This is a genomic window from Nocardioides houyundeii, assembly GCF_002865585.1.
GTDB classification, from domain to species: domain Bacteria; phylum Actinomycetota; class Actinomycetes; order Propionibacteriales; family Nocardioidaceae; genus Nocardioides; species Nocardioides houyundeii.
The window spans coordinates 1300491-1317543 of record NZ_CP025581.1 but is presented as its reverse complement, the minus strand read 5'-3'; the positions used below and the strand labels follow the sequence as shown (position 1 = coordinate 1317543).

Annotated in this window: 17 protein-coding genes; 2 read left to right on the top strand and 15 right to left on the bottom strand. The window is 71.5% G+C overall.

What is annotated here, in order from left to right:
• Positions 1–10: 10 nt before the first annotated feature.
• From ilvC to C0R66_RS06335, 4 genes are all read right to left on the bottom strand, one after another.
• Positions 11–1039, bottom strand: coding sequence for a ketol-acid reductoisomerase (gene ilvC, locus C0R66_RS06350; RefSeq protein ID WP_101523989.1), 1029 nt, complete (start codon positions 1037–1039; stop codon positions 11–13).
• A 54-nt stretch (positions 1040–1093) separates the two neighbouring features.
• Positions 1094–1633: an acetolactate synthase small subunit gene (ilvN, locus tag C0R66_RS06345; RefSeq protein WP_101523988.1), complete on the bottom strand. Its 540-nt coding sequence runs from the start codon at positions 1631–1633 to the stop codon at positions 1094–1096.
• Positions 1633–3396: an acetolactate synthase large subunit gene (locus C0R66_RS06340; RefSeq protein WP_101523987.1), complete on the bottom strand. Its 1764-nt coding sequence runs from the start codon at positions 3394–3396 to the stop codon at positions 1633–1635. Before C0R66_RS06340 ends, ilvN begins: the two co-directional genes overlap by 1 nt.
• A 248-nt stretch (positions 3397–3644) precedes the next feature.
• The gene (locus tag C0R66_RS06335; protein ID WP_101523986.1) at positions 3645–4061 is read right to left on the bottom strand and encodes a VOC family protein; all 417 of its coding nucleotides are present in this window, start codon (positions 4059–4061) and stop codon (positions 3645–3647) included.
• Positions 4062–4120: 59 nt separating this feature from the next.
• Between C0R66_RS06335 and C0R66_RS06330 the strand changes: the two genes are divergently transcribed.
• The gene (locus tag C0R66_RS06330) at positions 4121–4585 is read left to right on the top strand and encodes a DUF6973 domain-containing protein (RefSeq protein ID WP_101523985.1); all 465 of its coding nucleotides are present in this window, start codon (positions 4121–4123) and stop codon (positions 4583–4585) included.
• A gap of 25 nt (positions 4586–4610) precedes the next feature.
• Here the strand turns inward: C0R66_RS06330 and C0R66_RS06325 are convergent, their stop codons facing one another.
• From C0R66_RS06325 to C0R66_RS06290, 8 genes are all read right to left on the bottom strand, one after another.
• On the bottom strand, positions 4611–5309 hold the full coding sequence (locus C0R66_RS06325) for a hypothetical protein (RefSeq protein ID WP_158647927.1): 699 nt from the start codon (positions 5307–5309) through the stop codon (positions 4611–4613).
• A gap of 128 nt (positions 5310–5437) precedes the next feature.
• Entirely contained in the window at positions 5438–6457 is a 1020-nt protein-coding gene (locus C0R66_RS06320) for a S66 family peptidase (RefSeq protein WP_101523983.1), read from the bottom strand.
• 32 nt (positions 6458–6489) lie between these two features.
• A complete protein-coding gene (locus C0R66_RS06315; RefSeq protein ID WP_241901596.1) occupies positions 6490–7731 on the bottom strand; it encodes a kynureninase in 1242 nt (413 codons plus the stop codon).
• Positions 7728–8636 carry an amidohydrolase family protein gene (locus C0R66_RS06310; RefSeq protein ID WP_101523981.1) on the bottom strand — a complete coding sequence of 303 codons (909 nt, stop codon included), beginning with the start codon at positions 8634–8636 and terminating at the stop codon, positions 7728–7730. Before C0R66_RS06310 ends, C0R66_RS06315 begins: the two co-directional genes overlap by 4 nt.
• A complete protein-coding gene (locus tag C0R66_RS06305) occupies positions 8633–9604 on the bottom strand; it encodes a hypothetical protein (RefSeq protein ID WP_158647926.1) in 972 nt (323 codons plus the stop codon). The genes C0R66_RS06310 and C0R66_RS06305 overlap by 4 nt, the downstream gene beginning before the upstream one ends.
• A gap of 38 nt (positions 9605–9642) precedes the next feature.
• On the bottom strand, positions 9643–10215 hold the full coding sequence (locus C0R66_RS06300; protein ID WP_101523979.1) for a pyridoxamine 5'-phosphate oxidase family protein: 573 nt from the start codon (positions 10213–10215) through the stop codon (positions 9643–9645).
• 10 nt (positions 10216–10225) lie between these two features.
• The gene (gene ilvD, locus C0R66_RS06295) at positions 10226–11932 is read right to left on the bottom strand and encodes a dihydroxy-acid dehydratase (RefSeq protein WP_101523978.1); all 1707 of its coding nucleotides are present in this window, start codon (positions 11930–11932) and stop codon (positions 10226–10228) included.
• Positions 11933–12014: 82 nt separating this feature from the next.
• Positions 12015–12497, bottom strand: coding sequence for a GNAT family N-acetyltransferase (locus C0R66_RS06290; RefSeq protein ID WP_101523977.1), 483 nt, complete (start codon positions 12495–12497; stop codon positions 12015–12017).
• A gap of 156 nt (positions 12498–12653) precedes the next feature.
• On the opposite strand from C0R66_RS06290, the gene C0R66_RS06285 reads away from it, so the two are divergent.
• Positions 12654–13952 carry a DUF222 domain-containing protein gene (locus tag C0R66_RS06285; RefSeq protein WP_101523976.1) on the top strand — a complete coding sequence of 433 codons (1299 nt, stop codon included), beginning with the start codon at positions 12654–12656 and terminating at the stop codon, positions 13950–13952.
• A 47-nt stretch (positions 13953–13999) separates the two neighbouring features.
• On the opposite strand, the gene C0R66_RS06280 is transcribed toward C0R66_RS06285, so the two are convergent.
• The 3 genes from C0R66_RS06280 to C0R66_RS06270 all read right to left on the bottom strand — a co-directional run bounded on the left by C0R66_RS06280 (position 14000) and on the right by C0R66_RS06270 (position 17021).
• Positions 14000–15091, bottom strand: coding sequence for a WD40/YVTN/BNR-like repeat-containing protein (locus C0R66_RS06280; protein WP_101523975.1), 1092 nt, complete (start codon positions 15089–15091; stop codon positions 14000–14002).
• Between the two features lie 65 nt (positions 15092–15156).
• Positions 15157–16017: an ABC transporter permease gene (locus C0R66_RS06275; protein WP_101523974.1), complete on the bottom strand. Its 861-nt coding sequence runs from the start codon at positions 16015–16017 to the stop codon at positions 15157–15159.
• Positions 16014–17021, bottom strand: coding sequence for an ATP-binding cassette domain-containing protein (locus C0R66_RS06270; protein ID WP_101523973.1), 1008 nt, complete (start codon positions 17019–17021; stop codon positions 16014–16016). The genes C0R66_RS06275 and C0R66_RS06270 overlap by 4 nt, the downstream gene beginning before the upstream one ends.
• Positions 17022–17053 lie beyond the last annotated feature (32 nt).

Here is a 17053-nt window from a genome sequence, read left to right as displayed (position 1 = left end):
GGGTGCCGCGTCAGCGGGTGGCAGTGCCCTCGACGTAGTCGCTGTCGTGGCTCTTGACCCAGGCCATCAGCTTGCGCAGCTCGCGGCCGGTGGCCTCGATCGGGTGCTGCTCGCCCTTCGTGCGCAGCTCGTCGAACTCCGGCCCGTTCGCGTCCTGGTCCTCGATGAAGCGCTTGGCGAAGGCACCGTTCTTGATGTCCTCCAGCACCGCCTTCATGTTCTCCTTGACGTCCGGGGTGATGACCCGCGGACCGGAGACGTAGTCGCCGTACTCGGCCGTGTCGGAGACCGACCAGCGCTGCTTGGCGATGCCGCCCTCGTACATCAGGTCGACGATCAGCTTGAGCTCGTGCAGGCACTCGAAGTAGGCGACCTCGGGCTGGTATCCGGCCTCGATCAGGGTCTCGAAGCCGTACATCACCAGCTGGGAGGCGCCACCGCAGAGGACGGCCTGCTCGCCGAACAGGTCGGTCTCGGTCTCCTCGGCGAAGGTGGTCTTGATGCCGCCCGCACGCAGGCCGCCGATGCCCTTGGCGTAGGAGAGCGCGAGCTGCCAGGCCTTGCCCGTCTCGTCCTTCTCCACCGCGACCAGGACCGGCACGCCGCGACCGTCGACGTACTCGCGACGGACCAGGTGTCCGGGGCCCTTGGGGGCGACCATGAACACGTCGACGCCCTCGGGCGGGGTGATGTAGCCGTACCGGATGTTGAACCCGTGGCCGAAGACCAGGGTGTCACCGGGGGTGAGGTTGGGAGCGATCTCCTCGGCGTACAGCTTCCGCTGGTGCTGGTCCGGGGCGAGGATGACGATCACGTCGGCCTCCTCGGTCGCCTCGGCGGGGGTCACCACGCGCAGGCCCTCGGACTCGGCCTTGGCCCGGCTCTTGGAGCCCGGCTGGAGACCGATGCGCACGTCGACGCCGGAGTCGCGCAGCGACAGCGCGTGGGCGTGGCCCTGGCTGCCGTAACCGATCACGGCGACGTTCTTGCCCTGGATCAGGGTCAGGTCAGCATCGTCGTCGTAGAACATCTCAGCCACTTGAGGCTCTCCTTCTGGGGTGTGTATCTGGAAACTGGGGGGACGCGGGGACGCTCAGCCGACCGCGTCGGGCACGGGGACCGGCGTCAGCTTGGTGGTGCGCTCGGTGATCGAGCGCGCGCCGCGACCGATCGCCACTCGGCCGGACTGGACGAGCTCACGGACCCCGAAGGGCTCGAGCACCTTGAGGAAGTCGCTCAGCTTGTCGGAGTTGCCGGTGACCTCGATGGTGACGGCGTCGGGGGCCACGTCGACCACCCGGGCCTTGAAGAGCTGGACCGCGTCGAGCACCTGTCCGCGGGTCTCCACGTCGGCCCTGACCTTGACCAGGAGCAGCTCGCGGGTCACCGAGGCGGACCGCTCGAGCTCAACGATCTTGATCACCTCGACCAGCTTGTTGAGCTGCTTGGTGACCTGCTCGAGCGGCAAGCCCTCGACGTCGACCACGATGGTCATCCGGGACACCTCCGCGTGCTCGGTGGGACCCACCGCGAGGCTGTCGATGTTGAAGCCGCGACGGCTGAACAGGCCGGCGACGCGGGCCAGGACTCCCGGCTTGTTCTCCACCAGGACCGACAGGGTGTGCTTGCTCATCAGAGGTCGTCCTCGTCGAACTCGGGCGCCAGGTCTCGCGCGTACTTGATGTCGTCGTTGCTGGTGCCGGAGGCGACCATCGGCCAGACCATGGCGTCGCGGTGCACCCGGAAGTCCACCACCACGGGCTGGTCGTCGATCGCCATGGCCTTCTCGATGGTGGCGTCCACCTCACCCTCGGAGTCGCACGAGAGGCCCACGCAGCCGTAGGCGTCGGCGAGCTTGACGAAGTCGGGGATGCGACGGTCGGCCCCGGTGTGCAGGTCGGTGTTGGAGTAGCGCTCGTTGTAGAAGAGCGTCTGCCACTGCCGCACCATGCCGAGGGACTCGTTGTTGATGATGGCGACCTTGATCGGGATGCCCTCGATCGCGCAGGTGGCCAGCTCCTGGTTCGTCATCTGGAAGCAGCCGTCGCCGTCGATGGACCAGACCGTGGTGTCCGGGCAGCCGACCTTGGCGCCCATCGCCGCGGGGACCGAGAAGCCCATGGTGCCCAGGCCCCCGGAGTTGATCCAGGTGTTGGGCTGCTCGTACTTGACGAACTGCGCGGCCCACATCTGGTGCTGGCCCACCCCGGAGGCGTAGATGGCCTCAGGACCGGCGATGGCGCCGAGGCGCTCGATGACGTACTGCGGGGACAGCGTGCCGTCGGCGGGCCTGTCGTAGCCCAGCGGGTAGCGCCTCTTGATCCCGGCCACGAAGTCGACCCACTGCTCGTAGTCGCCGACCCGGCCCTGCTCGGCCTCGCCCCGCAGCGCCACCAGCAGGTCCATGATGACCTCGCGGGCGTCACCGACGATGGGCACGTCGGCGTGCCGGTTCTTGCCGATCTCGGCCGGGTCGATGTCGGCGTGGATGACCAGCGCCTGCGGAGCGAAGGAGTCCAGGTTGCCGGTGACCCGGTCGTCGAACCGGGCGCCCAGGCTGATCATCAGGTCCGAGCGCTGCAGGCCCGCCACCGCCGCGACGGTGCCGTGCATCCCGGGCATCCCCAGGTGCTGCGGGTGGCTGTCGGGGAAGGCGCCGCGGGCCATCAGGGTGGTCACCACCGGGATCCCGGTGAACTCGGCCAGGGCGAGCAGCTCACGACTGGCGCGGGAGCGGATGACGCCGCCACCGACGTACAGCACGGGGCGCTTGGCGGCCAGGATCATCTTGGCCGCCTCCCGGATCTGCTTGCTGTGCGGCCGGGTGATGGGGCGGTAGCCGGGCAGGGTCAGCTCGGCAGGCCAGGAGAAGTCGGTCATGGCCTGCAGCGCCGACTTGGCCACGTCCACCAGGACCGGGCCGGGACGCCCGGTGGAGGCGATGTGGAAGGCCTCGGCGACGGTGCGCGGGATGTCGGCGGCGTCGGTGACCAGGAAGTTGTGCTTGGTGATGGGCATGGTGATGCCCCGGATGTCGGCCTCCTGGAAGGCGTCTGTCCCGATCAGCGAGGCACCCACCTGGCCGGTGACGGCGACCATCGGCACGGAGTCCATGTAGGCGTCGGCCAGCGGGGTGACCAGGTTCGTGGCGCCCGGCCCGGACGTCGCCATGCAGACCCCGACCCGGCCGGTCGCGCTGGCGTAGCCCTGGGCGGCGTGCCCCGCGCCCTGCTCGTGGCGCACCAGGATGTGCCGGATGCGGGTGGAGTCCATCAGCGGGTCGTACGCCGGGAGGATCGCGCCGCCCGGAATGCCGAAGATGTGCTCCGCGCCCGCGTGCTCCAAGGAACGCACCAGGCTCTGTGCCCCGGTGATCGCACCGCCCTGCTCGCTCATCTACTCTTCCTCACTGCCCTGTTGTCCTGCGTGTGCCCAACAAAAAACCCCTCGGCCGGTGACGGCGACGAGGGGTGACGCGTGGTGCTGTGGACTCGAGGTCCTCAGCTCACGCGTCGCGTGCGTACAAGAAGGTCCGTGCGCATGCGCCTACGGTAGCCGCCGGGCCTCCCCGGCGCCTACCAGTGTGCCACGCGTCCCAGATGCTGGTACGGCGGTCCCACATGATGGCGACCCGAGGGTCGACGTCAGGGCAGGACCAGCTGCCCGACGTCGCCGGGGTTGAACGCGACCTCCCAGCGGAATCCGTCGGGGTCGGCGAAGTAGCCCGAGTAGCCGCCCCACTCCCGCTCCTGGGCGGCGACCACCGGGTCCGCCCCGGCGTTGCGGGCCTGCTCCAGCACCCGGTCGACGCCGTCCCGGGTGGCGCAGTTGTGCGCGAGGGTCACCGGGGGCACGGCACCGCGAGCCGGTCGGGCGCCCACCTCGGCGGCGAACGCCTCCTCGTCCCACAGGGAGAGCACCACCTTGTCGGCCACCTGGAACATCAGGACCTCGCCCGGCACGTCGACGCAGGGCTCCCAGCCCAGGGAGTCGAGGTAGAAGCGGCGGCTTGCGGCCAGCTCGGCCACCGCCAGGGTGATGAAGCTCAGGCGTTGGTCCACCCGCTGAGGCTCCCACATCGGCGGGGGCCGCGGGAGGCGCCGCCTGAGACAATCGCGCCATGCGCAGCGCCCTCCGCCTGACCACCACCGCACTCCCCCGCCTCTGGCGCGCAGCACGCGCCGCCGGGGCTGGGCACGCGGCCGCGCTGGACGTCGTGCTCGCCTCGGTGCTCGCCTTCTCCAGCGCCTCGCGGGCGCACCCGGGCGCCTGGCGGCGGCACAACGCCGCCCGGCACTTCATGTGGCAGGCCTACCTGAGCGCCCGTCACGGCGAGGCGCTGGCCCGTGCGGTGGCCGACGCCCACGAGACCGGCTCCGCGGACGTCGGCGACTCGGCCGTCGACCAGGCCAACAACCTCATCGGTCGCAGCTACGGGACCACGCACGCCGAGGACCTGCGCCGCACGAGGCGCTCGGCCACCTTCGCGAGACTGGCGGAGGTGGCCGAGACCAAGTGGTGGGCCCGCGAGCTCGGGGCCCAGCCGCTCGCCGACGGGTCGGATCCCCGCAACGCCGGGCGCTGAGCCCCGGTTTCGCTCCCGGGCCCCGCTACCGGCCGATCTCGGCGCCCACCCGGCCCAGGGACGGAGCCTGACGGCTGTTCGTGACGGTGGCGGAGCCGCCCGGCCGCAGCACCCAGGTGCCTGCGTAGTAGCCGTTCCCGGCAGCCGCCACCGTCGCGTAGAGGTAGGCGCCGGTGGGCGTCGCGGTGTTCGGGGCGAACGTCGTGTCCGTCACGTAGCGCGGGCCGACGTTGACGGCGTTCGCCTCGAAGACGCAGAGATGACCCGGATCGGCGTTGGGCGCCGACGCGGAGCCGGAGCACCCGGCCGGCACGGGGTCACCGAGGCGGATGTAGTGCGCGGTGGGCGCGACCGCCAGCGTGGCGCCGTAGGAGATCGAGTCCGAGACGAGGCTGCCGGCACCGTTTCCGGAGATGAAGTACGTGCCCCGGTAGGCCTGGTGCCTCGTCTCGAACCTCGAGTCCGACTCCGTGCGGGAGTAGAAGGTCGAGTCGGTCTGGCGCTTGGTGTAGTAGCGCCGGTTGGACTTGGCCTTGGTGTAGTAGCGCCGGTCGGTCTTGGGCTTCAGCTGCTGGTTCCAGACCCGGTTCCAGTTGAGCTGCGCCGCGGCGGTCGCCGCGTCCGTGAACGACGCGCCGGCCGGGGTGACGGCAGTGACGCCGCCGAACAGCAGGCCCAGGCAGGCGACCGCCGCCACGGCCGCGCGAGAAGGTGTGTGCTTCATGGGACTCCCCTTGCACTCCTGGGGCAGTCGGGGTGACCACCCCTCAACGGGAGTCTCCTCCGATGTGGTCTAGACCACATCAGTGAAATCGCGTAGTTCCCCCGACCGCGTCCTACCCGAAGCGCGGGTCACCCCAGGGTCTGCACCAGCGAGCGCTCGGTCCCAGCGACGGTGAGGTGCGCCTGGGCGCCGTTGACCAGCGGGAGGTACGGCGGCACGTGGCCGCACTCCACGTCGAAGACGATCGGCAGGTCGAGCATCCCGAGCGCGTCGAGGACCGCGGCGCGCTGGGTGAAGTCACCCGACGGCGGGGCCGAGGTACGCCCGATCACGATCGCGTTCGCGTCGTCGAACCAGCCGGCCAGGCGCAGGCCGTGCAGGTTGCGGCAGATCTCCAGGGCCGGGTCGTCCGAGGCCTCGAGATAGACGATGAGCCCCTCGTCGGCGTGTGCCCGGCCGAAGGCGGCCACGTCCCCGTAGGGAGTGCCGGCAAGGTTGGAGACCGTCTCGATGCACCCGCCGACGAGTCGACCCGTGACGTCGAGGCCACCGCCGCCGGCCACCTCCCAGGTCCCCCGCGCGTCCAGGTGGTACGCCGTGGGCGTGGGGTCGGTCTCCCAGTCGTCGAAGCCGCCGCTGCGGTAGCGCCCGGACGCGTGCTGGGCGAACGGCCCCGTCGCGGCCGCCACGTCGGTCCAGTGCAGCAGGCCGGGCGGCGGCTCGTAGGGGGTGTCCATCAGGTTCGCCCCGTGCAGGGTCGCCCACCCCAGCCCCAGCGTGATCGGCAGCATCAGCGTGGTGAGGTCGCTGAAGCCCACCAGCCAGGTCGGCTCCGCGGCCGCGAGCGCCTCCCAGTCCAGGCGGTCCACCAGGTCGATGGCGGTCTCCCCGCCCCACGGCGGCACCACCGCCCGGATGGCGGGGTCCAGCAGCATCGCGTTCAGCTCCGCGGCACGTCGGTCCGCCGACGCGCTCACGTGGCCGGCGTCGCCGCTGAGGCACTCGCCGAGCTGGACGTCGTACCCGCGGGCGCGCAGCCAGTCGACGGCGACGTCGAGGCGGGGACGAAGCGGCGAGGGCACGCCGCTGGAGGGACTGGTCACGCCGATGCGATCGCCGGGACGCAACGGGGACGGGTATCGGATCATCGGACCATCCAACCGCCTGCTGGCGGCTCTGCTCAATCGGGCTGCAGCAGCGCGCGCACCGACGCCAGCCCGCGGTGCACCTCCTCGAAGCTCGTCGAGAGCGGGGACAGCCCCACCCGCAGGCCGTGCGGGTCGCGGTAGTCCGGCAGCACGTCGTCGGCCCACAGCGCGGCCACGACCTCCCGCATCCGGGGATGGCTCAAGGTCACGTGCCCGCCGCGGCGCTCGGCGTCTCGGGGTGAGGCCAGGGTGACTCCCAGCGGGGCCAGCCAGGCGTCCGACAGGGCGACCGCATAGTCGGTGAGCGCCACCGACTTGGCTCGGACCGCCTCGATCCCGGCCTCCTCCAGCAGCGCCAGCATGTCCTGCATCGCCAGCATGCCGAGGATCGGCGGGGTGCCTGAGAGGAATCCGCGGATCCCGGCGGCGGGGCGGTAGCCCGGGCCCATCGCGAAGGGCTCGGCGTGCCCCATCCAGCCCTGCACCGGTTGCGCGAGGGTGCCGTGGTGGCGGGCCGCGACATACCCCAGGGCCGGGGAGCCCGGCCCCCCGTCGAGGTACTTGTAGGTGCAGCCCACCGCGAGGTCCACGCCCCAGGCGTCCAGCTCGACCGGCACGGAGCCGGCCGAGTGACACACGTCCAGCAGCAGCAGTCCGCCGGACGCGTGGGTCAGCTCCGCCAGGGCCGGCACCGGCGCCAGGTACGCCGACCGGTAGGCGACGTGGCTGAGCACCACCACGTTGGTCCGCTCCCCCAGCGCCTCGGCGAGCAGCTCGGGGGTGAGGCCCTCGTGCGCCGCCACCTCCACCCAACGGACCGTGCATCCGCGCTCGGCGGCGATCCCCTCGGCCACGTAGCGGTCTGTGGGGAAGTTGTCGGTGTCGACCACGATCTCGGTGCGGCGGGGGTCGCGGCGCAGCTGGGCGTCGACCCCGGCGCGCAGCAGCTTGTAGAGCCAGACCGTGGTGGAGTCGCTCACCGCCACCTGACCCGGCGCGGCGCCCAGCACCACAGGGCCGAGGTCGTCGCCCAGGGTGGTGGGCAGCTCCATCCACCGCTCGTCCCACCCGCGGATCAGCCGGGTGCCCCACTCCCCCGTCACGAACTCGGCCAGGCGAGCCGCGGTCACCGTCAGCGGGCGCCCCAGCGAGTTGCCGTCGAGGTAGACGAGCGGGCTCTGGGCGCCCACGAAGCGGGACCGCAGGTGGCTCAGGGGGTCGGCCTCGTCACGGGGGCCAGGATCCAGGTCGTCGTCGAGGCCCGTCCGGATCACGCCTCGAGCTCCTCGCGGCGGACCACGCGGGCGCCGGTGAGCCATCCGGAGGGGCGGTCCTCGGGCGGCTGTCCGGGCACGAAGGTGACCAGGTGATCCGGCGCCGCCCGGGGCCAGGGCGCGGTCAACGCGTGCAGCAGGGCACGCGGGCCCAGACCGGCCGCCTCCAGCAGGGCCAGCTCGCGGACGTTGAGGCCGGGCAGCGACGGCCCGTTGCCCAGGTCGGTGCCGTAGAGCACCTCACCGCCCACGGCGGCGAAGGCTGCCACGTTGGCCAGCGCCCTGGCCTGCTCCGGGGTCCGGGTACCCCGGCCGTGGATGTCGAGGGTGCTGATCCAGCGCATCCCTGCCCCCGCGCACTCCGCCAGCACGTCCGCCTCCAGCGTGTGGGTCCAGGGTGCGTGGGCGAGGGTGTCGACGCCGGCGGCCAGGGCCAGCTCCACCATGCCGGCGCCCTCCACGTGGGCGACCACGGGCAGGTCGTCGGCTGCTGCGACGACGGCCTGGCAGGTCGCCAGGTCGGGCACCGGCCCGGCCTCCCGGTTGAGCGCGACCTTGATGACCCCGGCGCCGAGCGCCCGCTGCTCGGCGACCGCGGCTGCTGCCTCGCGCGGGTGCGACAGCTCCCGGGCCGCGGCGCGAGGCGCCCATGGTCGCGAGGTCGGGTAGCCGTCGGGCTCGGTGAGGAACTGGCCGGCGAACTCCACGTGGACCGGCGCGGTCCGCGCCAGGTCGGCGATCTCCGGACCCCACCCCAGGTCGACCACGGCTCCGATGCCGGTGCCGGCGAGCCCCGCGGGATCGCAGAGGGCCAGATGGACGTGGTGGTCGACGAAGACCGGGTAGGCCGTCCCGGCCTCCCCGCGGTGGGTGGCCGGGGCGCCGGTCGCGTCCAGCGGGGTCACTGGAAGCTCACGAACCTGACGGCGGGCAGCTTGCGGCGCACCGCCCCGGCGCGCATCCGGGGACTGTCCTCGTCGTAGAAGAGCTTGAACCCCATCGCGAACTGCCGCGGGCGCGCCACCGCGTCGTACGTCGCCTGCTTCTGGGCCGGGGTGCCGAAGCCGTCGACGTGCTGCACCTCGGCGAGGTTGGGCCGGTCGGCGACCTTCTTGATCCGGCCCACCATCGCGGCCTGGAACTGGTGGAGCACGAAGACCTTCTGCGGCAGCGCGGAGGCCGCGGTGAGGTCGTCGAGCCACTGCGACACCTGGTTGACCTCCTTGGCGCGCACCGACCCGATGGACTGCCCGGGCACCTGGTCCGGTCCCATCCGCCACTCCGGGTCGAGAGCGAGCCCGACCCAGGGGTGCGCCAGGGCCCACTCCCAGCGCTTGGCGACCGTGAGGAAGTCCGAGCGCCCCGGCTGCAGGTCGAGCACCAGCAGCGCCTTGTTGCGCTGGGCGGCGTCGATGTACTCCTGCACGCGGCTGTGGAGCACGTCGTGGTTGTAGTCCCCGTCCGCACCCGGGATCGGGTCGGCCACCGTGGCGATCAGCTCGTAGACGGGCTGGATCCGCTCACTCTTGCGGCGGAACGGCTTGGCGGCCTTGCGCAGCCGGGAGTGCATCGTGTCCGCATCGGTCTCCCCGAGCACGCCGAGGGCGCCGGTGGCGGCGGTGCCGTAGTAGGCCACCAGGAAGCGCTTGCGGCCGAAGACCTTGCGACCCCCGCCCGGGAGCGCCGTGGTGCGGGCCGACGAGCGCTCGCCCGTCGGCGCCGCGGCGGGCTGGGCCGCGGTGGGCTGGGCCGTGGCGGCCCCTGCCGCAGGCTGCGCCGCTGCGCCCAGCGGCGCCAGCGAGGCCAGGGCCAAGGCTCCGGCCAGCAGCGGTACGGCGATCACGGACCTGGTCAGGCGGTTCCCCCGAGTCATGCTGCAGACCCTAGCCGCAGGCGGCACTCACCTGCCGATCATTCAGCTCTCACCGGGTCCGGGTCGTCGTCGAACGCCGTCAGGCCGTCGAGGCTGGTGGCGTTCTTCTTCCGGCGGTAGGCGACCACGCCCGCAGGTCCGCGTCTGTCCATGTTGGGGGTGAGCAGGTCTCGCTCGGCATCCAGGCTCATCAGCGGCAGCGCGTAGCCGCAGGAGTCGCTGACCCGCTGCACCTCGACGACGATGACCGCGCGAGCGTGCGGGTTGGGGTCGAAGAGCGCCGCCCACTCCGCGAAGTCGTCGTCGTAGCAGCTGACCACCCGGCCCCGACCGTGCAGCCGGACCACGTTGGGTGTCCGCTCGAACGAGCAGAACATCAGGGTGATCCGCCCGTTCTGCCGGACATGGGCGATCGTCTCCGCCCCGCTCGCGGTCAGGTCCAGGTAGGCGACGGTGTGCTCGTCGACGACGGCGAACGTGCCGGCCAGCCCCTTGGGCGAGACATTGACGTGACCGTCGTCCCCCGAGGGGGCGGTGGCCACGAAGAAGACCGACTGGGCCTCGACGAACGCCCGCAGGCGCCCGTCGATCCCCTGGTAGACCTTGCCCACGCCGTCCGCGTCAGCTCGTGACCGCGCCGTGCGCGGCGGACTGCACGACCTTGGCGTACTTGCCCAGGACGCCGCGGGTGTACTTGGGCGGGTTGGGGACCCAGCCGTCCCGGCGTGCCTCGAGGTCGTCGATCTGCACCTCGAGGGTGGCGTTGGCGACGTCGAGGGTGATCGGGTCGCCGTCGCGCACGAACGCGATGGGGCCGCCGTCGGCAGCCTCCGGCGCGATGTGGCCCACGCAGAGTCCCGTCGTACCGCCGGAGAAGCGGCCGTCGGTGATCAGCAGCACGTCCTTGCCGAGCCCTGCACCCTTGATGGCACCGGTGATCGCGAGCATCTCGCGCATGCCGGGGCCGCCCTTGGGTCCCTCGTAGCGGATCACCACCACGTCACCCGCCTTGATGGCCCCCTCGGTGAGCGCGTCGAGCGCCGCCCGCTCCCCGTCGAAGACGCGAGCGGTCCCGGTGAAGGTGGTGTCGTCGAACCCGGCGCTCTTGACCACGGCCCCCTCGGGCGCCAGGGAGCCCTTGAGGACGGTGATGCCGCCGGTGGCGTGGATGGGCTTCTCGAACGCGCGGAGCACCTCGCCGTCCAGGCCCTTGGGCGCCAGCGCCTCGAGGTTCTCCGCCATCGTCTTCCCGGTGACGGTGAGGGTGTCCCCGTGCATCAGACCGGCGTCGAGCAGCGCCTTCATGACCACCGGGATGCCGCCGATCTTGTCGACGTCGGTCATCACGAAGCGGCCGAAGGGCTTCAGGTCGCCGATGTGCGGGACCTTGGAGCCGATCCGGTTGAAGTCGTCCAGCGTCAGGTCGACGTCGGCCTCGCGGGCGATGGCGAGCAGGTGCAGGACCGCGTTGGTCGAGCCGCCGAGCGCCATCACCACGGCGATGGCGTTCTCGAAGGCGGGCTTCGTCAGGATCTGCCGGGCCGTGATCCCCTGGCGCAGCATCTCGACCACGGCCTCGCCGGAGCGGTGCGCGAAGCCGTCGCGACGGCGGTCCACCGCGGGCGGGGCTGCGCTGCCGGGCAGGCTCATGCCCAGGGCCTCGGCGACGCTGGCCATGGTGTTGGCGGTGTACATGCCACCGCAGGCACCCTCGCCGGGGCAGATCGCCCTCTCGATGCGGTCCACCTCCTCGCGGGTGATCTTGCCGGCCAGGCAGGCACCGACCGCCTCGAAGGCGTCGATGATCGTGACGTCGTTGCCGTCGACCTGGCCCGGCATCGTGGAGCCGGCGTAGAGGAAGACGCTCGCGAGGTCGAGGCGAGCCGCGGCCATCAGCATGCCGGGGAGCGACTTGTCACAGCCGGCCAGCAGCACCGAGCCGTCGAGGCGCTCGGCCATCATCACCGTCTCCACCGAGTCCGCGATCACCTCGCGGCTCACCAGGGAGAAGTGCATCCCCTCGTGGCCCATCGAGATGCCGTCCGAGACCGAGATCGTGCCGAACTCCAACGGGTACCCGCCGGCGGCGTGCACGCCGTTCTTGACGGCCTTGGCCAGGCGGTCGAGGGAGAGGTTGCAGGGGGTGATCTCGTTCCAGCTCGAGGCGACGCCGATCTGCGGCTTGACCCAGTCGTCGTCACCCATCCCGACCGCGCGGAGCATGCCGCGCGCGGCGGCCTTCTCGAGCCCGTCCGTGACGTCCCGGGAACGGGGCTTCATGTCGGGCTTTGCGGCGGTCTGCTGGTCGGTCTGGTCGGACGAGGTCATGGCGGCAAGGCTACGTCTTGACGACGACACGCCTCCTGCTGGTCTCAGGGCTGCGCCGCCGGAGGCAGCGTCTTGGCCATGGTCAGCTCGTCCCGGCCGTCGCGGACATGCCTCCGCTCCCCGGTGAACCGGTAGCCCAGTCGCTGGTAAGCGTCCCGGCCCGAGAGTTGTCCGCCATCACCCCGAGAGCCACGGTCGTCGCCCCGGCCTCTCGCACCACGGACTCACAGGCGTCGACGAGGGCCTCGACCACACCCGTGCCACGCACGCTCGGGGCGATCCACATGCCCGCCAGGCGCCAGTCCCCGTCGAGCTCGTAGGCACCAGCGATGCCGACGTCGAGCCCGTCCCGGCACGCCAGGAAGGTGGCCGGGCGTGCGGCTCGTCGGCGCCACTCCGCCTCGTCGAACCCCTGCTCCCTGGCCAGGCTCGAGCCGAACATCTCCGGGGACTCGGCCAGGGCTGCCAGGCGGACGTCTCGCAGACGCTTCCACCCCTGGGGCGCGATGCGGGTCACGAGGACCTTCCCGGACCCACCTCCGGTCGCGTCGTACGTCGGCTCCATGGGGGAATTGTGCCGGAGCGCCTCACTGGTCGGGCCACGGACTCGATCGAACACAGTTTTGTTTAGTGTCCCGTCATGTGAGATCCAGAGCGTTGGTTGTCGGTGGGCTTCGGTTGGCTGGAGGCATGACAGCGAGCGCGGTGCAGGGAGCCGGGGGTGGCCCCTGGGGGGTCTCTGGTGGTGGATGCGTTGGCGGATGCGCGGCGGGGTGTGGCGGCGGCGGGGACGCTGTCGGCGGGGTTGTTGGGGACCGGGGAGCTGTCGGCGGCGTTGGAGCAGGTGGCGGGGTTGGAGTCTCAGGCCACGGCGTTGCGGTTGGCGCTCTCCGCCGAGGCGCAGGCGCGGCGGGTGGCCGAGGACCCGGTCCATGGTGGGGCGGCGACGGCGACCGATGCCTGGTGGGCGGGGTTGTTGGGCTCGACGCGGGCCTCGCAGGCCGCGGGGGTGCGGTTGGGGGAGCTGTTGGCGACCAAGTACGCCGTCACGCGGGAGGCGTTCGCGGCGGGCCGGCTGCGGGCCGATCAGGTGCGGGTGATCGTGAACGCTGCGGAGCAGGCCCCGGCCCGCGCCACGTCCGGGCAGCTCGCGACCGCGGAGGAGGTGTTGGTGGGCAAGGCCACCGGGGAGGGGACCCGGTCGGGGCGGGGCATGAACGCCAAGAGGTTGCGGCAGGCGGCGCGGCGGATGTTCGACCCCGTGGACCCGGGGTTGGCCGATGAGCACGAGCAGGCGATGTTGACCCGGGAATGCAAGGGCGCCGAGGTGGAGACGTACCTGTCGTTGCATGACAACGGGGACGGGACGTGGTCGGGGCGGTTCCGGGTCCCGGAGCTGCACGGGTCGTTGTTGGACACGGTGCTGGGCCGGTTGACCAGCCCGCGGCGGGTGGGCCGGGACAGGACCGGGGCTCCGGTGGTCGATGAGACCGCTGCGGGGGTGGGGGAGAGTGTGTCGTTCCCCGAGCTGCAGGGGCAGGCATGGTGTGAGCTGATCGAGCACCTGCCCAGCACCGGGCACGCCGCAGCGACCGCCTCGGTGCTGGTCACGGTGGACCTGGCGGGGTTGTTGGACGGGCTCGGGGCGGCCCGGCTGGAGTCCGGGGTGCGGGTCACCGCCGGTGAGGCCCGGCGGTTGGCGTGCGAGGCGGGGCTGGTCTCGGCGGTGCTGGGGGGACGGTCCGAACCGCTGGACCTGGGCCGAGAACGCAGGTTGCACACCACCGCGCAACGCCGGGCGCTCTCGCTGGTCCATGACTCGTGTGCGGTCGCGGGGTGTGAGCGCCCGTTCTCCTGGTGCGAGATCCACCACCACCGGTTGGCGTGGTCCAAAGGCGGGCGGACCGATCTGGGCAACGGGCTTCCGTCGTGTGGACACCATCATCGTCGGGCCCACGACCCGGGCTGGGACCTACGCCAGCACCCTGGCGGCGAGCACCGCTTCCACCGCAGACGATAGGAGCGGCCACTGCCGAGCACCGGTCACCTCGCAGGCGAACCGACAGCTCAGTCGAGCACCGCTGCCCGGACGACCAGCACGTCGGGCAGGTCCTTGTGCACCTCCTGCCAGGTCTCCCCCTCGTCGGCGGAGGCCCAGACGGCCCCGTTGCGACCGCCGAAGTAGAGCCCAGCCGGGTCGAGGGTGTCGGCGCACATCGCGTCACGCATCACGGCGGCGAAGTATGCGTCTGGCAGGGACCCGGACCCCAGCTCGGTCCACGAGTCTCCCCCGTCGGCAGTGCGGAACACCCGGGCGTGACCGTCCACGGGCCACCGCGCGCCGGCATCGGCGATCGGGAAGACGAAGGCGGTGGCGGGCTTGCGCGGGTGCGTGACCATCGCGAACCCGAACTCCGAGGGGAGCCCGTCGGCGATGTACTCCCAGGAGTCCCCCTCGTCGTCCGAGCGGTAGACCCCGCCGTGGTTCTGCAGGAAGAGCCTCGCGGGGTCGACCGGGTCGCGCGCGACCTTGTGGACGCACTGCCCGAACTCGGGGAAGTGCCGGTCCCCCGGCATGAACTCGGCCTTGATCCCCTGGTTCGCCGGAGCCCACTTCGCTCCCCCGTCCACGGAGCGGTAGACCCCGCCGGTCGAGATCGCGGCCAGCACGGACCCCGGGTCGCTCGGGTGGGGAAGGATCGTGTGGAACGCCTGGCCTCCGAAGCCCTCTCCCCACTCGGACCGCTGGGGATGCTCCCAGAGCCCGCGCACCAGCTCGAACCTCTCCCCCCGGTCCTCGGAGCGGAATACGGCGCCCGGCTCGGTGCCAGCCCAGATCACCCCGTCCTCCACCCCGGGCACCAGCTGCCACACCCGCTCCAGCGCCGCCCCGGTGTCCTCGGGGAAGCGGACCGCGCCGTTCGGGGTCTCCTCCCAGGTCTGCCCGAGGTCGTCCGAGCGTCTGACCTGCGGGCCGAACCAGCTCGACGAGCAGCCGGCGAACAGCCGCGGGCGAACGCCCCTGCCGTCGAGCAGGACCGAGTAGACCTCCTCCATGGGGAAGTGCGGACCCGTCCACGACCAGTCGCGACGGGCTTCGTCGGAGGTGCCGATCCACAGGCCCTTGCGGGTCCCCACCAGCAACAGCGTCGTCGTCATCTCGTGCTCTCCCTCGATCCTCGATCCTCGCTCTGCTGCTCGTCGCCGGGGTAGCGGACGAGCGACTACTGCTGCGTCCGCTTGCGGAAGGCACGCAACGACAGCGGCGCCAGCACCGCGGTGAGCGCCACGGTCCAGATGAGCGTGGCCAGCACGGGGTGCTGCAGCGGCAGCGCTGCGTCCGCCGGGGCGGCGGCAGTGTTCCCCCACAGCTCACGCACCGCCTGCACCAGGGAGGACACCGGGTTCCACTCCGCGACGGTGCGCAGGAACGGGGTCATCTCCTCGGTCGGCGCGAACGCGTTGGAGAGGAAGGTGAGCGGGAAGATCGTGGTGAACATGACGCCGTTCACCGCCTCCACCGAGCGCAGGGAGGACCCGGCCAGGATGCCGACCCAGACCATCGCGAAGCCCCACAGCAACAGCAGTGCGTAGGCCAGCACCGCGTCCAGGAAGGAGCCTCGGATCCGCCAGCCCACGATGAGCCCGGTCAGCGACATCACCACGATGCCCAGGCTGGAGTGGATCAGCGAGGACAGGCTGCGCCCGACCAGCACCGCTGAGGGATGGATCGGCAGGGACCGCATCCGGTCCACGATGCCCTTGTCGATGTCAGCGGTCAGGCCGACGGCCACGATGAAGGAGGCGAACGCGATCGTCTGTCCCATGATCCCGCCCAGCAGCCACTCGCGGTAGCCGGACGAGGCCCCCTGCACCGCGATGGCCCCACCGAAGACGTAGGCGAAGAGCAGCACGAACATGACCGGCTGCACGGTGACGTCCATCAGCATCTCGGGCATCCGCTTGATGTGGATCAGGTTGCGCCGGGTGATGGCCAGGGACTGCTGCAACAGGTTGGTCTGGTGGATCTGCGGACGCTCCAACGAAGGCGGTCCTGCAGCGGGGCGCACGGTCTCGGTGCTCATGCGGACACCTCCTCCAGCTCGGACTCCTCGCCGGAGTCGGCGTCGCCGTCCTCGGCACGCCGCCCCGTCAGGTGCAGGAACACGTCGTCCAGGCTCGGCCGCTGCAGTCCGAGGTCGTCGAGCTCGATGCCGCTGGTGTCGAAGACGGCGGCCACCTCGGTGATGTCTCCCAAGCCCTGGGCGGGCGCGGTGAGCCGGCGGGCCGGCTCGTCCACGTGGACCGAGGGCACCACGCGACGCATCAGCTCCGCGGCGCGCCCCACGTCCACGGCGTGGGAGACGGTGACCACCAGTGCCGCCTTGCCGGAGGCGTCCTTGAGCTGCAACGGCGTCCCCTCGGCGATGATCCCCCCGTGGTCGATGACCACGATGTTGTCGGCGAGCTGGTCGGCCTCCTCGAGGTACTGCGTGGTCAGCAGCAGGGTCGTGCCGTCGCGCACCAGCTCGCGCAGCACGTCCCACAGCTCCACCCGGCTGCGCGGGTCCAGTCCGGTCGTCGGCTCGTCGAGGAAGAGCACCGGAGGCGTGGCGACCAGGCTGACCGCCAGGTCGAGCCGGCGGCGCATGCCCCCCGAGTAGGTCTTGACCACCCGGTTGCCGGCCTCGCTGAGCGAGAACCGCTCGAGCAGATCGTCGGAGACCCGCTTCACCGTGGCCCGGTCCAGGCCGTAGAGCTGACCGATCAGCCGCAGGTTCTCCCGCCCGGTCAGCAGCTCGTCGACGGTCGCGGTCTGACCGGTCAGCCCCATCGAGCGCCGTACGCCGCGAGGGTCTGCGACCACGTCGTGGCCCGCCACCCGCGCCGTACCGCTGGTCGGTGTGGTGAGCGTGGTCATCATCCGCACCGTGGTGGTCTTGCCCGCCCCGTTGGGGCCCAGGAGCCCCAGCACCGTGCCCGTGGGCACCGAGAAGCTCACCCCGTCGACCGCGACGGTCTCACCGAAGTGCTTCACCAGGTCCAGCGCCTCGATGGCCGGTCCCGTGGACTGATCGTGCTCTCGCATAGGCCTCTCCCCATCTCTTCCTAAAAGGAATA

Coding starts and splice junctions, on each gene's coding strand:
- ilvN (WP_101523988.1), bottom strand. CDS start 1,633: ATGAGCAAGCACACCCTGTCGGTCCTGGTGGAGAACAAGCCGGGAGTC.
- C0R66_RS06340 (WP_101523987.1), bottom strand. CDS start 3,396: ATGAGCGAGCAGGGCGGTGCGATCACCGGGGCACAGAGCCTGGTGCGT.
- C0R66_RS06330 (WP_101523985.1), top strand. CDS start 4,121: ATGCGCAGCGCCCTCCGCCTGACCACCACCGCACTCCCCCGCCTCTGG.
- C0R66_RS06325 (WP_158647927.1), bottom strand. CDS start 5,309: ATGAAGCACACACCTTCTCGCGCGGCCGTGGCGGCGGTCGCCTGCCTG.
- C0R66_RS06320 (WP_101523983.1), bottom strand. CDS start 6,457: ATGATCCGATACCCGTCCCCGTTGCGTCCCGGCGATCGCATCGGCGTG.
- C0R66_RS06305 (WP_158647926.1), bottom strand. CDS start 9,604: ATGACTCGGGGGAACCGCCTGACCAGGTCCGTGATCGCCGTACCGCTG.
- ilvD (WP_101523978.1), bottom strand. CDS start 11,932: ATGACCTCGTCCGACCAGACCGACCAGCAGACCGCCGCAAAGCCCGAC.
- C0R66_RS06290 (WP_101523977.1), bottom strand. CDS start 12,497: ATGGAGCCGACGTACGACGCGACCGGAGGTGGGTCCGGGAAGGTCCTC.
- C0R66_RS06280 (WP_101523975.1), bottom strand. CDS start 15,091: ATGACGACGACGCTGTTGCTGGTGGGGACCCGCAAGGGCCTGTGGATC.
- C0R66_RS06275 (WP_101523974.1), bottom strand. CDS start 16,017: ATGAGCACCGAGACCGTGCGCCCCGCTGCAGGACCGCCTTCGTTGGAG.
- C0R66_RS06270 (WP_101523973.1), bottom strand. CDS start 17,021: ATGCGAGAGCACGATCAGTCCACGGGACCGGCCATCGAGGCGCTGGAC.